At 38.7% G+C, this 15,164-nt stretch carries 14 protein-coding genes; 6 read left to right on the plus strand and 8 right to left on the minus strand.

Annotated elements, in window-relative coordinates; genetic code table 11:
- Positions 1-14: 14 nt before the first annotated feature.
- Complete coding sequence (locus ACSC97_RS00255) at positions 15-1,799, minus strand: ABC transporter substrate-binding protein (protein WP_436658569.1); 1,785 nt, start codon at positions 1,797-1,799, stop codon at positions 15-17.
- A 657-nt stretch (positions 1,800-2,456) separates the two neighbouring features.
- Here ACSC97_RS00255 and ACSC97_RS00260 point away from each other — a divergent pair.
- From ACSC97_RS00260 to ACSC97_RS00280, 5 genes are all read left to right on the plus strand, one after another.
- A complete protein-coding gene (locus tag ACSC97_RS00260) occupies positions 2,457-5,141 on the plus strand; it encodes a TonB-dependent receptor (protein WP_436658571.1) in 2,685 nt (894 codons plus the stop codon).
- Positions 5,142-5,290: 149 nt separating this feature from the next.
- Positions 5,291-5,995 carry an energy transducer TonB gene (locus tag ACSC97_RS00265; RefSeq protein ID WP_436658573.1) on the plus strand — a complete coding sequence of 235 codons (705 nt, stop codon included), beginning with the start codon at positions 5,291-5,293 and terminating at the stop codon, positions 5,993-5,995.
- A gap of 41 nt (positions 5,996-6,036) precedes the next feature.
- Entirely contained in the window at positions 6,037-6,912 is an 876-nt protein-coding gene (locus ACSC97_RS00270) for a MotA/TolQ/ExbB proton channel family protein (protein WP_039047449.1), read from the plus strand.
- A gap of 11 nt (positions 6,913-6,923) precedes the next feature.
- The gene (locus ACSC97_RS00275; RefSeq protein ID WP_004914066.1) at positions 6,924-7,349 is read left to right on the plus strand and encodes an ExbD/TolR family protein; all 426 of its coding nucleotides are present in this window, start codon (positions 6,924-6,926) and stop codon (positions 7,347-7,349) included.
- A gap of 21 nt (positions 7,350-7,370) precedes the next feature.
- Positions 7,371-7,790: an ExbD/TolR family protein gene (locus ACSC97_RS00280; protein ID WP_436658577.1), complete on the plus strand. Its 420-nt coding sequence runs from the start codon at positions 7,371-7,373 to the stop codon at positions 7,788-7,790.
- A gap of 75 nt (positions 7,791-7,865) precedes the next feature.
- Here ACSC97_RS00280 and ACSC97_RS00285 read toward each other — a convergent pair whose 3' ends face one another.
- The 6 genes from ACSC97_RS00285 to ACSC97_RS00310 all read right to left on the minus strand — a co-directional run bounded on the left by ACSC97_RS00285 (position 7,866) and on the right by ACSC97_RS00310 (position 13,711).
- Positions 7,866-8,537: a hypothetical protein gene (locus ACSC97_RS00285; RefSeq protein ID WP_201898112.1), complete on the minus strand. Its 672-nt coding sequence runs from the start codon at positions 8,535-8,537 to the stop codon at positions 7,866-7,868.
- A gap of 269 nt (positions 8,538-8,806) precedes the next feature.
- Positions 8,807-9,451, minus strand: a complete 645-nt coding sequence (gene bioD / locus ACSC97_RS00290) for a dethiobiotin synthase (protein WP_436658579.1) — start codon at positions 9,449-9,451, stop codon at positions 8,807-8,809.
- Positions 9,448-10,206: a malonyl-ACP O-methyltransferase BioC gene (gene bioC, locus ACSC97_RS00295; protein ID WP_436658581.1), complete on the minus strand. Its 759-nt coding sequence runs from the start codon at positions 10,204-10,206 to the stop codon at positions 9,448-9,450. Before bioC ends, bioD begins: the two co-directional genes overlap by 4 nt.
- Positions 10,197-11,351 carry an 8-amino-7-oxononanoate synthase gene (locus ACSC97_RS00300; protein WP_436658583.1) on the minus strand — a complete coding sequence of 385 codons (1,155 nt, stop codon included), beginning with the start codon at positions 11,349-11,351 and terminating at the stop codon, positions 10,197-10,199. Before ACSC97_RS00300 ends, bioC begins: the two co-directional genes overlap by 10 nt.
- Positions 11,338-12,633, minus strand: a complete 1,296-nt coding sequence (gene bioA / locus ACSC97_RS00305; protein WP_436658585.1) for an adenosylmethionine--8-amino-7-oxononanoate transaminase — start codon at positions 12,631-12,633, stop codon at positions 11,338-11,340. Before bioA ends, ACSC97_RS00300 begins: the two co-directional genes overlap by 14 nt.
- Positions 12,634-12,952: 319 nt before the next feature.
- Positions 12,953-13,711: a hydrolase gene (locus tag ACSC97_RS00310; protein ID WP_436658588.1), complete on the minus strand. Its 759-nt coding sequence runs from the start codon at positions 13,709-13,711 to the stop codon at positions 12,953-12,955.
- Between the two features lie 90 nt (positions 13,712-13,801).
- On the opposite strand from ACSC97_RS00310, the gene ACSC97_RS00315 reads away from it, so the two are divergent.
- Positions 13,802-14,377 (plus strand): peroxiredoxin, encoded by a 576-nt coding sequence (locus ACSC97_RS00315; RefSeq protein WP_004952578.1) that lies wholly within the window; start codon positions 13,802-13,804, stop codon positions 14,375-14,377.
- Positions 14,378-14,428: 51 nt separating this feature from the next.
- Here ACSC97_RS00315 and ftn read toward each other — a convergent pair whose 3' ends face one another.
- On the minus strand, positions 14,429-14,893 hold the full coding sequence (ftn, locus tag ACSC97_RS00320; RefSeq protein WP_004952576.1) for a heteropolymeric bacterioferritin subunit Ftn: 465 nt from the start codon (positions 14,891-14,893) through the stop codon (positions 14,429-14,431).
- Positions 14,894-15,164: the final 271 nt, after the last annotated feature.

The raw sequence follows: 15,164 nt of genomic DNA on the forward strand, positions 1-15,164 counted from the left end.
CTTGAACTCAACACTTATTTTTGTCGTGGTGAAGCAATATCTAAATATTGCCAGTTACTGTTCATAATTGGATGGGCTTTAAAACCTTGAACGTGGGATTGGATCACCCAATTTCGAATACGGGTATCTTGTAAAATTAGAGGATTGTCAGCTTCAATTTGACGACTCATTTTTTCGTAATATGGCATGCGCTTTTCTGGAGGCTGTTGCATCGCTTGTTTATACAAACCATCATAAGCGGATGAGCTATAGCAAGACTGATTACCTCTGCCTACATTCGGTCCATATAATAGTTGCGTGAAATTTTCTCCTTCAGGATAGTCTGCATGCCAAGCTCCACCCCAAATCATATATTGACATTGCGTCGCTGCTTTTAAGTTATCTGCGAAGTTACTTACTCTGAAATCTGCGCGAATGCCGATCGCATCTAAATTCTTTTTCCACAACTCCGAATACATCACTGAGGATGAGCCACTTTCAGTATTTATTTTTAGAACAAGTGCTTTGCCATTTGGCAGATTTCGATAACCATCAGCACCTTTTTTATAACCAAAATGATCTAACAGTTTATTAGCCAAAGTCGGGTTATAGCCAATACTACTTCGATATTTTGGATTGTGCCCATTTACCCCCGCGGGTACCAACATTTCAGCTTTAACAGCCTGTCCTTTTCTCAGTATCCGAATATATTCATCAACATTAAATGACATCGCAATTGCGCGTCTTAATGCAATTTTGTCCAAACTGTTCCCACCTATGATTGGATCACGCATATTCAGCATGGTATAGGTGATCTCAGCCTCCTTGTTCGGATAAAGTCGAATCCCCTTTTGTCGCATGGCAGGCTTAAGTTGATTATTTTGGTCTAAAACTTTAGGAATGGAACTCGAGGTGAGTTTATCGAAATCGAGTTGTTTTGATTGAAATGCCAGCCAACGTGACTGCTCTTCTTCAATAATACTGATATTTACTTTACCAATTTGAGGCATTTTTTTGCCTGTCATTTCTTTAACTAACTGGTTATCCCAAGCAGTTCCTGTCGATTTAAAATTCCAAACAAAACCTCGATAATCTGGGTTAGCTACTAGTTCTATTTTACTACGGGGCACATACTTACTCAGCATGTAAGGTCCTGTACCTACGGGGTGCATTCCCAATCGATCTTTATAATAATCAACTACTTCGCGAGCAGTAGCACCAAACGTACTATAAGCTAGAATATAGGGAAAGTTATAATCAGGTTGAGTCAAGGTAAATTGAAGTGTATATCGATCTAAGGCTTTTACCCCCTCAATCTTGGCATCATAATTGAAGCGACCTGTTTGTTTCGCTTGCTCAACTAAAGCATTTGCACCCACAATTTTCTGGTCGATAAATGCATATGAAGAAGAATGATTTTTAGGATCTAAAATACGTTTGACCGAATACACATAGTCTTCTGCAATTAACTCTCTACGCTGACCTTTAAATGCTGGATCAGCAGTAAAATAAATACCTGGTTTTATTTTAAATATATAAACTTTCCCATTTTCTTTGATCACGGGCATGCTTTGTGCCGTAGCTGGAACCAACTTGACAGGATTAGCTAGATAATCGTATTGCAGCAATCTCTCAAAAATAACATCGGCTACATTACCGCTATAAAAATTAAAAGTTTTGACCATATCAAAACCATCGTCAGGCGCTTCAAATGCGATTCGAAGCACCTTATCCGCTTGCGCTGGAGTTTTAGCGTTTCCCAAAGGAGCAAATACAATAACGCTTGAGAACAAAGCGACCGTAAAAAATTTAGACTTCAATTCAATGCTCACATTATCGTTTTTTAATAAATACTAGACTTTCGAATAGCATTCAACCACACATCGATCTCACCTGCCTGACTTAATCCAATGATCTTGTTCACAAAAATGAATGGTTTGTGATATTTTTACCAATCATAAAAATAATTCAGATGTAAAACCGACATCAAGACCCAAAATTACAGTGCTAATTTCATGCCACTTTTCAAACAAATTTAAAATAGAAAAATTAGACTCCAGTCTATTCACCCCTCTAATCAATATTTATTCATCCTAATTAAAAGTAACTTTATGCCAAATCATATTTTCTTATATATTTTTTTAGCCAAATAAATATCTAAAGCTAAGCAACTAAAATAACTAAAATAAAATTAATTCGCACCAATTTAACGCATCATAAAAATAGCATGATTCATTTTAATGCTCATAAAAAAATTATGGTTTTTGTAAAAAAATGACAATTTAAAAAAATTTTTTAATTTCATATTTTTTTAATAATTAGTAAAAATATGAAAAACTTATTTTTAAAAGTAGAACACTTTTACACTTTAAAATCGAGTTTAAATCCCCCTTAAAAATCGTATTTGGCACATGTCTTGCTAAAACGCTTTTGTTCATTCTTTTAGAGTGACCATCTATTTAGGGGTTATAAATTCAATGAAAAATACCAATTTCGTTCAATCAAGTGCTATGCCAAAAGCGAGCAAATGCATACTAAAACTCAGTACCCTGAGCCTAAGTATGTTGTGTTTAACTATGACCCATGCTGCTGAAACAGAATCATCTACCGATGAGAAACCGACGAAAGTCGTAAAAGTTGCAGTTACAGGTTCATCGATCAAGGGCGTTGCTGCACAAAGTGCATCACCAATAACCATCGTAAAAGTCGATGAAATTTTAAAACAAGGGATCACGACAACAGAGGAGGCTTTAGCAAAAATTACAGCCAACCAATCAAACTTTGTTACCGCATCAAACGTTGGTGCGAGTAGAACTGTTGGCTCATCTGCTAACTTACGCGGATTAGGTTCAAATAAAACCTTAGTACTCTTAAATGGTAGACGCCTTGCTGCAAATGCTTATGACAGTGGCGTTGCCAATCTCAATATCATCCCTCTTGCAATGCTTGATCGTATTGAAGTTCTGAAAGATGGCGCTTCCGCCGTTTATGGAACAGATGCGATTGGTGGTGTTGTGAACTTCATTACCAAAAAACAATTCAATGGCCTAAATTTCAGTGCTGGTTATCAAAAGCCTGAACAAAAAGGTGGTGAACAACAAAATTATTCTATTTTTGGTGGTTTCGGTGACTTAGATGAAGATGGTTTCAATGCATTTGGTGTAGTTGATTATCGTCGTGGCGAAGATGTTATGGCACAAGACCGTAAGGTCAGTCGTCGTGGGGGTGTTATTCCTGAATTAGGTGTGAATAGAACCAGTAGCGGCTCGTTTCCTGCAAACCTATACGATACAAAAACAGGAACTTTTGGTAATCCCTATGCGAGTTCAGGCTGTGGGGATAACCCATTATTCTTTAGTAATGATGGCGTAACTTGCCGTTATAACAGCCAAGCCGTGATCGGTATCGTTCCTAAAACTGAAGATGTTTCTGTCATGGGACGAGTCACAGCAAAAATCAATGATAACTTCAATGCGATTGGGGAATATTTATATGCACGCAGTGAGGTGACTACCTCAGTTGCTCCTGATGTATTTTTTGATTTACCAATGAACCCAACCAGTAAATATTATCCAGGTAATGGCATCACTCCAGCAATGGATAATGTCAGCGGTCCTTTAGAACTATATTTACGTTCGCAAGCTGGCAATCGTATCAGTAACAGTGTCAATGATTCACATCGTATTTTTGCTGGTATCGAAGGTGAAGCATACGGTTGGGATATTAATACGGGGGTAACATATGCACGAAGTAATGCTGCTGATAATATTTTAAGTGGTTATCTTAACTACGATAAAACAGCAGAAGCATTACTCAATGGCACGCTTAACCCATTTGGCCCTCAAGCCGCAGAAGATGGTGATGTTTGGAGTACATTAGGCGTTAAAGGTAAATATTTAGATGCTAAATTAGATTCAACAATCGTTGATTTCACTGCTAGTCGCCCTATATATACTCTTCCAGCAGGCGATGTGGGTTTTGCAGTTGGAGCAAGTTACCGCAAAGACGATTGGCAATCAAAAACCATCTCTGAAATTGCCAGTGTTGCACCGAGTACTGGTGTAGATCCAAATGAACCAATTAATGAAGGTTCTCGAAACATCAAGGCAGTATTCACAGAGCTCCATATCCCACTTCATAAAACATTAGAAGCTCAACTTGCTGCGCGATACGATGATTACAGTGATTTTGGTGATACATTCAACCCCAAATTCTCTCTTCGTTGGGAACCAATCAAGCAGTTGATGTTCAGAACAAGCTACACCAAAGGTTTTAGAGCACCAACGCTTAGCGAAATGTACTCACCAACTTCGATTACCAATACCGCTGCAACTTATAATGATCCTGTTCTTTGTCCGGGCGGTGTTCCTGCTACTGGTGCATTACCTGCACGTGACTGTGGAATGCAGTTTGATCGTCAAAATGGCGGCAACAAAGACTTAGAACCTGAAAAGTCTGATTCATTCACCGCAGGTGTAGTGTTCCAACCAACCAAAAATCTTGTTTTCACCCTAGATTACTTTGATATCAAAGTTAAGAATCAAATTACAACTATCTCTGAGACGGCTATTTTCGGTGATCCTGAAAAATATGCAGATAAATTTGTTCGAAATGCAGACGGTTCACTCAATTATATCAATACAGTACAACAAAACTTAGGTGGTATTAAAACCTCAGGTTTTGATGCAAGCATGGCTTGGCGTTCTCCAATGACAAGTACTGGTCAGGTAGGCTTCAGCATTGATGGAACTTATGTTACTGATTACAAATATCAAGAAGATGAAGGTATGCCGTGGATTGGTGTTGCTGGTAGCTATGCAGGTCTAGACTATCAAGCCATTGTTCTACGTTGGAAACATACTGCAAATCTAGATTGGCGCTATGAAAACTGGGCACTCAACCTCCAACAAAACTTCTCTAAAGGTTATAAAGACCAAAACTCTGCAGGTCAAAACCATAAAGTTAGTGACTACACAACCTACAACCTCTCAGGAACCTACAAAGGCTTCAAAAATGTAGAACTCACCTTAGGTATTAAAAATATGTTTGATGCAGAACCACCAGCATCAAATGTATTGGATAACTTCCAAATGGGTTATGACCCACGTTATGCAGATGTACTCGGTCGTACTTACTTCGTTCGTAGCACTTTCAAATTTTAATATGTTCATCACTACAACATGATTTTAATGCTGTAGTGATCCACCGTAATCATCAATTCACACAAGAAAAAATGGTCTGTATTCCCCCATTACGAACCTTTTCCTTCTAAGTTAAACGTGAATTGATGATTACAATTTCAGGAGCAATTATGGGCATACCCTTTGCTGAAAGTGAAAATCAATCTGCCAAACGTCTCGTCGGACTTGGTCTAGTTTTATTTTTACATCTTGTGATCGCCTATATTTTAGTAACAAGTTTAACCACTGATTTTACTAAACCAGTCGAGAAGCCTGTAGAACTTCAGATTATTCAAGATATTGAACCACCACCACCTCCTCCACCCAAACCGGAGGAAAAACCACCTGAACTACCCAAAATGGTTGAGAAAGTGGCAAAAATGCCTGATCCGCCTAAGCAGGTGGAGAAAGTAACGCCTATTGCAAAACCAACACCTACACAACCAACCAAAACTTCAGTGGCAACACCTGCACCTGTCACAGCGGCTTCTCCAAGTCCTAGCCCTGTTGCTGCTCCAGTTGCAGCTGCTGCTCCAGCACCTGCAAAACCTACAGGTATTTCACGAGGAGTTTCAGAAGGTGAAGCTGGTTGTAAAGAACCTGGTTATCCACGTGAACAGGAAATGGCTGGTGAAGAAGGTACTGTGCGTATGCGCTTACTTGTGGATAGCTCGGGCAAAGTAATCGATGCAAAGGTCAAAAAATCGAGTGGTGTCCGCGAGTTAGATAAAGCCGCAACCAAAGCCTATAGCTTATGTAGCTTCACACCAGCGATGAAAGATGGTGTACCTCAACAAGATTGGTATGAAATCGAATACACATTCAAGATTTCTTAATGAATATAGAAGTGAATTAAACAATTTTTGGAGAATTTAAAATGAATAAAACTGTAAAAAAAATCTCTCGATTTGCTGCGATTGGTCTTATCTCAACCAGCACCCTGCTTCCAATTAGTTCTGTTTGGGCTGAAGAAACCACGCAACCCACAGCTATAACTACGGTCGCGACTGATGCAACAACACAATCATCACCAACACCACCACCTCTTCCTGCGACTGAAGAAAAAGTGCATAACCCTTATGGCTTAGAAGCTTTATGGCGTGAGGGTGATCTCGTTGCTAAAACAACCTTATTCATCCTTGTTTTAATGTCAATTGGTACGTGGTACATCATCCTTTCAAAACTATTTCAACAAAGCAAAATCAAACGCCATGGTACTGAAGCTGAACGTAACTTTTGGGAAGCAGATACGTTAAATAGCGCAAAAGAAAGCTTAGACCCTAGCAGCACGTATCGCTACATCGCTGAAAAAGGTATTCACTCAACCAAACATCATGATGGCACCTTATTAGAACGCATTGATTTCAACACATGGGTAACGATTTCGATTCAACGTGCGATTGATAAAGTACAAAGCCATTTAGGTAACGGCTTGGCATTCCTTGCAACAGTGGGTTCAACTGCACCTTTCGTTGGCTTATTTGGAACAGTTTGGGGAATTTATCACGCATTGACTGCGATCGGCATTTCAGGACAAGCATCTATTGATAAAGTTGCTGGGCCTGTGGGTGAAGCATTAATCATGACCGCAATTGGCTTAGCTGTCGCTGTACCTGCAGTACTTGGTTATAACTGGCTGACTCGTCGCAATAAAGCTGTCATGGACAATGTCCGTTCATTTGGCTCTGACTTACATGCAGTTTTACTCAGTGGCGAATTACGCAACAATCCTGTCAATCGTGATTCTAAATAAGGAATACGATTATGGGCATGATGATAAATTCAGATCAAAGTGATGATGATGTGATCGGCACCATCAACACCACTCCGCTTGTGGACATCATGCTGGTGCTTTTGATTATCTTTTTAATCACTGTTCCAGTGGTCACACATACGGTTCCTGTAAAGTTACCTGAAGAAAAGAATACGCCTTACGCCACCACCCCTCAAAATATTCAACTTTCAGTCAACAAAACTGGCGATATTTTTTGGAATGAACAATACGTTGCAAATAAAGAAACTTTACTTGCTCGTTTACAAGTTGAGGCGCAAAAGCGCCCGCAACCTGAAGTTCATATTCGTGGCGATCAGTTGACGCACTACGCTGCAATTGATCAGGTAATTAGCACCACCCAACAAGCGGGTATTGGCAAAATCGCATTTGTCACTACCCCGCCTAGTTCACCTTAATCAGACGATAAGGAGTTAGTCATGGGTATGAATGTCGGACCAAAAAGTGGCGAAGATGATGTGATGCTCGATGTCAACATGACACCTTTAATTGATGTCATGCTGGTGTTATTGATTATGTTCATCATCACAATTCCAATCCCAAACAATGCCATTAATATCAATTTACCTAATGGCACACCACCGCCACCAACCGATCAGAAACCACCTGAAACAATCAACTTAAGAGTCGATGCACAAGGTCGTATTTTCTGGAACGATCAAGCTGTTGCTGATCGCCAAGCATTGAAGGTTTTGTTTGAATCTGTTGCGCAAAAAGCTGATCAGGATCAGATCAAGTTTAAACCTGATCCTCAAGCTGAATATAAAAATATTGCTATGGTGATGGCATTAGCTCAGCAAAGCAAAGTCACTAAAATAGGAATCGTGAGTAATAACTAGAAAAATAAACACTAACTATTAAGCTTCACAATTCTAAGTTCCTCCTGTGCTAACAAGTCCGCTTGTTAGCTTTTTTTATTTAATTTCACTAATGACTATTGGGAGAACCAAACTATTTACTTTATATCCTTTCGGTTTGTCATTGCAGGCATTTCCTGTCACCGTAGTTTTCACAACATAAGGCGAATACGGCATCACGTTTAAATAACCCGTATTATCTGATCCAGTACGACAATCTTCTGCATCAAGTTTTTCGTCATAGCGACCAGCATTAGAAGACTCTTGCACTTCAGTAATCAACTTGGCATTCCATTGGCTCAAATAAACTAAACTTTTAGTAGCTTCAACAGTTCCTTGCCCCGAACCAGCACTTTCGATTTCAACCAGTTCGATCGATTTACCTTTATACATCGTTGGATGAACTTTAAATGTATTCGATTGACCACCAAACTCTTTTAAAATTTTTGCTTGTTTGAGCTTTGGTCGAGTCAATACATAACCCGCCCAAAAGTTACGCCCAGCATTTTCAAAACTAACAGCAGACAAATAAGCTTCTTCGCCTGAAATTAATTTTAATTTTTCCGTATGATCAATCTGAATGGCTTGCTGAGGATTCGCATTTGAATCTTGTAAATTAGTAATCCAATTAATGATGGTTTTATCTGTTGGTACAGCAGCATAGGATGCTGAGACTGGAATCAAAAATCCAAATAAAATGGATAGAACTAATTTATTTTTCTTGTTCATTTTAAACCTTACTTTTTACAATCAAAAATCTCACATGAAATATGATACTCGGAAATGTCATCCACAACCTGCGTGAATTTTGCAATATATTGTTTCTGCGAAATAATAAAAACAAGAACAGAAAGAGAACAGGTTTTGTGGATGACAATGGCTTTGCCTACTTTGGGCGAAACCAAAGTAGGGCGAACTGCAAGTTTATCCCTAACTTTAGATTGAACTCGGCGAGACTCCGTTAAGAGCAACTATTTTGATTCTCATTAAAATTTAAGTTAATTAAACTTTTCCAAATCAATCCATTGAGCATCAGGAAAATGCTTTGCCAAATAAGCCTTTAAATAATCCGCTGTATCTTTAGAAATGAGTGGATCTTTCGATTCATCTTTTAAGTTATACACCAAAGCATGCAAACTCAAACCACGATGTTTTAAAGCTTCTAAACTCAACAATGTGTGGTTAATACTGCCCAAACGTCCAGAAGTCACCAAAATCACAGGAAATTGATGTTGAGCAATATAATCAATGGTCAATAACTCTGTGGTTAAAGGCACCATTAAACCGCCCGCACCCTCTAACAGCACCACCTCAAAACGCTGAGCAAGCTCTTTAGTTGCAGCTTCGATCTTGGCAAAATCTAACTCACGCCCATCTAAACGCGTCGCCAAATGTGGTGAAGCTGGATAAGTGAAAATTTCAGGCATGGTGAGCTTTTCATGATCTTCCTGAAACCAGCCACTCCCCATAATTTCACGGTGTTTTTCGATGTCTTCAGACACATCAATATTCCCTGTTTGCACCAACTTCTGGGTAATGACACGCTGTCCTTGTTCGGTCCAAAGCTTGGCGAGATAACCTGTGGCATAAGTTTTACCAATTTCAGTATCAATGCCACTGACAAAATAAATTGCTGCACTCATACTTTTCTCCGCGCAATCACGTAAATCGGATGATAAGTTAGGCGAAAACCATGCTCATCATGAAAATATTGATAATCAGAATAAAACTGCTGTAAAGATTGCTTGGTCCAACGATGTGACTTTGCTGTTGCAGTCACCCCCGTCGCTTTTAGATGATGCAGCACTAATTTAGGATCATCAAAATATAGATGTTTTTGTTCTTCTTGTATAAACACAATCTCAAAGCCATTTTCTTCAAGTTTCTGTTTCAATACGTCACTAGAATAATAATTTAAACCTTGCCCAGTCAGCTTTTTGATTTCGATTAAATTATTTTCACCAAATGTTGAGAAACCCAAATAGCCTTTCGTTTTTAAAGCATCATGAATTCGTTGTAATAACGCAGGTAGATCAGTCATCCATTGCAAAGCTGAACTCGAAATCACCGCATCCAATTCTGATGGTAATTCAAGCTGCTCAATATCTCCGATCAACCAAGCTATATTTTGAATCGTTGAAAAATGCTGATCTACATCCTCATAAAGATCATTTAAAAATAATTGATCAAACTGAAAATGAGTCTGAAATAAATGCGTTAAATTACCCGACCCACAACCGATCTCAAGTACAGAATCAAAAGTCTTTGGACAATACGCTTTCAGATATTCAAATAACTGTGCACTGATCTGCTTTTGCACTACAGCATGCTCAATGTAACTTTGCCCTGCTTTGGCAAAACGTTGAGCGACTAAAGCTTTATCGACACTCACAAACATTCCACCAATTTTTCTAATTCAGCTTTTTGAACCATAGACGTTAATGAGATACGTAAACGTGAACTATTTTGCGGTACTGTTGGCGGTCGCACAGGCATGGCATAAAAACCTTGTTGCTGAACATAACGTGCTTTTTCAATCGCTGCGTTACTTTCGCCGACAATAATTGGAATAATATGGCTACTCGATGGACTTGAAAAACCTTTTGCAATCACCGCCTGCTGTAAAAAATGACTGATCTCAGCCAAGTGCTGACGCTGCTGCTGCATATTTAAAACTTTATTAAAGATAAAGTCAGACCATGCCATTGAGATTGGTGGTAACGCTGTGCTGAAAATCAAAGGACGCATTTTATTAATAAGATAATCACGGATGATAGGATCACAAATAATATAACCGCCAATCGAAGCAATCGCTTTGCCAAAAGTCCCAACAAGGAAATCAATCTGGTGCAATACACCATATTGCTCAGCACAACCTAGTCCTTGCTCACCTCTCACACCTATGGCATGAGCTTCATCAACATACAACATGGTTTTGACAAAACGTTGCTTTAACTGCGTCAGTGCCGCTAAATCCGTTTCATCACCATCCATACTAAAAATACTTTCAGTCACCACAATAATACGTTCAACTTGCTCATCTTGTTGATACTTTTGCAATAACTGTTCCAAATGCTGCAAATCATTATGACGATAACGCACATATTGAGCATTCGATAGACGAATACCATCAATCATACTGGCATGAACCAGTTTATCTGCCAAAATCACGGTTTTACTATCAGCTAATGCAGGCAAAATACCGATATTCATGTGATAGCCACTATTGAAAAGCAAGGCAGCACGACCAAAAGCTTTGCTTAGGCTATTTTCAAATTGCTCGTACTCTGCAAAATTTCCAGTCAGTAAACGTGAAGAAGATGAGCTAAACAGTGCACGGTCGATTTGCAAAGTATCAAGAAATTCTTCTCTTAAACTTAAATCAGCCGCCAGACCTAGATAATCATTGGATGCCAAATTCAACATGGTTCGATCTTGAATAGTAATCCAACGTCCCTGCTGTTGATTTGCAGTAAATTGGCGGAAATTACCTTGCTGTTTGAGCTGGTCAAGCTGCTCAGCATAATGATCAAGCAAGGACATTAGCTTGTACTCCTTGCATATTTTTGACCACTTCACTCATCTGCACTAATAAGTAATTTAGCTCATCATCGGTGATCACATACGGCGGCATCACGTAGACCAATTTTCCAAATGGTCGCACCCAAATACCACGTTCAACAAACTGCTGCTGTAAGCTTTTCATGTCAACACTAGAGGTTAATTCAACCACTCCAATCGCACCTAATACACGTACATCTGCAACATGATCAAGTTCTGCTAAATCACTTAATTGCTGAACAAGGATCTTTTCAATACGTTGAATATTGCTCTGCCAATCTTGTTCAACTAATAATTGAGTACTTCTTAGAGCAACAGCACAAGCCAGAGGATTCGCCATAAAGGTTGGACCATGCATGAACACGCCCGCTTCGCCACGACTAATGGTTTCAGCCACTTGTTTAGTCGTTAATGTTGCAGATAATGTCATATAGCCTCCAGTCAAACCTTTACCGATACACATGATATCGGGTTCAACTTGTGCATGCTCCCAAGCAAACATTTTGCCTGTACGCCCAAAACCTGTTGCGATCTCATCAAAGATCAACAACAAATTGTATTGCTGACATAATTCTTTGGCTTGGCACAAATACTTAGGATGATAAAAACGCATCCCTCCCGCACCTTGCACAATTGGCTCAATAATCAGTGCAGCAATACTGTGATGATGCTGTTCGATCTGTTGTTTGAGTTCTTGAATATCTTGTGGATTCCACTCACCATCAAAGCGACTTTGAGGCGCGGGTACAAAGATTCGATTCGGTAAACTTGAGCCAAAAATCTGATGCATTCCCGTAACAGGATCACACACAGACATCGCATTCCAAGTATCACCATGATAGCCAGAACGTGTAGTAATAAAATTGGTTTTCTCAGGTTGATTCAACGCAGCCCAATATTGCACTGCCATTTTTAAAGCCACTTCAACTGAAACTGAACCTGAGTCAGCATAGAAAATTTTATCTAAACTCGGAGGCGTAATTTTTAATAAGAATTTACCCAATTCAATTGCAGGTTCATGCGTCAAACCACCAAACATAATATGCGCCATATTTTGCAATTGGTCTGTAACCGCCTTGTTCAGTTCAGGATGGTTATAACCATGAATCGCACACCACCATGACGACATGCCATCAACCAGAGTTCGACCATCCTCTAGTTCGATGGTTGCACCATAAGCACGTTTCACTTTAAAAGTTGGCAGTGGATTTAACATCGAGGTATAGGGATGCCATATATGTTCTAAATCAAATAAATCGGTCATCCTCTACCTCATTTGCTGCTATTTCAAAATTTTCCATTTGCCTGATCACACTTTTTCGATACTCGTAAATGTCATCTGCAACCTGCGTGGTATAAATAAAATACAAGGCTTCGTACACTAGATCAAAAGAAAAAAATGAAAGAAGTGAACAGGTTTTGCAGATGACAAATGGTTTTGCCTACTTTTTCCGAAAGAAAAGTAGGTCGCCGAAGGCATATCCTGAAAATGGATGAGTACTCGGCACGATTCCGTTAGATCTATAAAATAGGTTTTATCTTAAACTTGTCAAAATCTAAAATATATTGCGAGAACTTTCATTTCAAGCAAGATTAAACGTTGAGTAAATAAAATCTTCAATTACTTGCACAGTCTGCTCCACCATAAAACATGGAAAACCATGAGAAGCATCATCAATAGAAACAACCGTTAGATTTTTTGCAGCTAAATTCTGGATATTTTGAACAACTTGGTAAGGAACCAAAGCATCATGCTCAGCAAATACATGCAACTGTCTACCTTGATAATTTTCATACAAACCAACCAAATTTAATTGCTCCAACAACTGCAACCCATCCCTAAGCAATGCAATTGCTTGTGGCCGTATCAATTTTTGCATAGCTAAGAAATCTTTTTTAGCCGAACTTGTACCTTGACAGACCAATAAGCCAAAACGTTTTAATGTGGTAATCGCATCCTGTTCGAATGACTGTTTAAACTGAATAAAAGTTTCAACTGGCATGGCTGTCGTCCAATTAGTTTGAGCAACAAAACATGGGTTCGATGCTAGAGTGATTAACAGCTTCTGTTCATCATATTGCAGTTGAATTTGGTTGACTAATAGTGTTGCCAGTTGCCCCCCCAACGACCATCCCACAATGACATCAAATTTCACTGCAAGTTCGACATGCTGCTGCAAAACTTCATTATCGAGAGCATTAAAAATATTCATCCGCTGAACGAGATACCCCTTTTGTTCTAAAGCATCATGTAAAGGTTTTAATAATTCGGCACCACCACCCCAGCCAGTGATGAGTAAAATTTTTTTAGACAATGAGATACCTGTCGATTGCATAATCATTTTGTATAAAACATCGCATAAATTGGTTATTTTTCCTAGCGAGGTCGATTCGATTTGCTAAAATATGACCTATCACACTTTGAGATCAAAATGATGAATACGATAAAGTCCAAAGTTCTTATCGTTTGTAGCACACTTATGTTGCTCGGATCAGCGAGTTCAAGCTTTGCTCAAACCTCTATTTTCTCTAAACAAAATACCGCTCAAAAAGAATGGGTTGGACAGTCTGCACCAGATTTCAAACTGCAAGATCAAAGTGGAAAATGGCATACGTTAAGCCAATACAAAGGCAAATGGATTGTGCTTTATTTCTATCCAAAAGACGATACAGCTGGTTGTACCCAAGAAGCTAATCAATTTAAATCGCTCTATCCTCAGTTTTTAAAATCTAATGCTGTGGTACTCGGTGTGAGCTTAGACGATGTCGCGTCACATCAGAAATTCTCAAAAAAACTAGGACTTCCTTTCCCAATTTTGGCTGATGATAAAGGCGACCTTGCTGGAAAATTTGGCATTGTTCGAAACCTAGGTATTACCAAAATTGCCAAGCGAGAGAGTTTTTTAATTAATCCACAAGGTGCCGTCATGTATCATTATACGAGTGTGAATACACAGACACATGCCGATCAAGTATTGAAAGATTTAAAAAACTTACAGAAAAAATAGAATATCAAATAAAAAACTCAGCATATGCTGAGTTTTTTTAATTCACAAATCTTAGATTTGCGATTGAATATAATTCTGTAAACCAATCAATTCGATCAAACGCAGTTGCTTTTCTAACCAATAAGTATGATCTTCTTCTGTGTCCGAAAGCTGCTGACGCAACATATCACGGCTAATAAAATCGCCTTTTTCTTCGCAGAGTTTAATTCCTGTCGCCAGTTTTTCACGTACATGATATTCAAGTGCTAAATCGGCTTTTAAACAACTTACGACATCAGTACCCACATTAATGTCTTCACGGTTCATGTTTGGTTGTGCACCTAAAAACAGAACACGGCGAATAATGGCATCTGCATGTGAGGCTTCTTCTTGCATTTCATGATCAATGCGTTCATAAATTTTGCTCAAGCCCCAATCTTCATACATTCTTGAATGAATTAAATATTGATCACGAGCAGCCAACTCACCGCCAATGAGCATATTTAAATAGTCGATGACTTCTGGATTGCCACGCATAATATTTACTCCTTTCGAATACAAGTATTATGAGCAACTTATAAGACATTTGCAAAAAATTAATTGTGTAAGTTTATGATTTTTATAAAATTAAAATGAGAAACATACGCATTTACAGTTCTAATTCGCATAATTTGTTTAGATAAAATAAGCTCTTGCGGATTTATTACCCCATTCGAAGCGATAAAGTTACATCATTTTGTATTATTTGATTTTTGTAACGATTAACAATACTTCTTATTTGAAAGCGGAATTGATCAAAAAAACATTA

This window comes from Acinetobacter sp. P1(2025) (genome assembly GCF_051390655.1).
Classification (GTDB): domain Bacteria; phylum Pseudomonadota; class Gammaproteobacteria; order Pseudomonadales; family Moraxellaceae; genus Acinetobacter; species Acinetobacter junii.